The 655-nt window shown below is 55.1% G+C and carries 1 protein-coding gene; it reads left to right on the top strand.

What is annotated here, in order from left to right; all coding sequences use genetic code 11:
- Positions 1–556: hypothetical protein (locus EIP75_RS24795; protein ID WP_233585033.1), on the top strand; the 556-nt coding region annotated here is incomplete at its 5' end.
- Positions 557–655: the final 99 nt, after the last annotated feature.

Raw genomic sequence — 655 nt, 5'->3', positions numbered from 1 at the left:
GGTTAACCTGGGCGTTAGGCCTCCCCAAATGCATCAGCTATTCAGGTTGTGGAAGAAGCGCCCTCCTATTGACGAGTCCTTCATTGAGGCCATAGGTGTAATTCGATGGTTTGACAAGTGCGGCCACACAGCAGGGTTTGACATCCCGATTGCAGCGGAGCCTGTGCATTCTTGGAATGAAGCAATGGCGGCTTGTGAATCCCAAGAGGGACGAGATGCGATGCTGGAAGCACGTAACCAGCTGACTTCCTTTCTATGCGCGAAGTATCCAAAGGAGGACCAACGGTGGAATGAAGTCACAGATGAAGCGAAGCGACGATGCGTCACACCACTTTCCACTCAAGTCTGGCAGCCGTTCGCGCAGAAGCGCGGCTATTCGAATGACCTTGTCCACTCTACACAATGGAATGTGCTGGCCGCGATCATGGAGCACGAATACGAGTATTGCATTGGCAGGCCGGCCTTCTTTTTGTATCTGTTGGAGGTCTACCGCTCCGGCCACTTCCCTTGCGGCTGGGTCGGCTCCTGGCCTAGCGGGAAGCTTTTGTACTACTAGCATGTGCACGCCCAGCCCTTCTATCACGAGGCTCTTGCGGGCTCGTCGCACCGCGTTTTTTGCGGCCAGCCTAACTGATTGGTCAAGCCGACGCCCACA

The organism is Aquabacterium soli (assembly GCF_003933735.1).
Lineage (GTDB): Bacteria > Pseudomonadota > Gammaproteobacteria > Burkholderiales > Burkholderiaceae_C > Aquabacterium > Aquabacterium soli.
The sequence above is the reverse complement of the archived record's forward strand: the minus strand, read 5'-3'. Positions and strand labels throughout refer to the sequence as shown.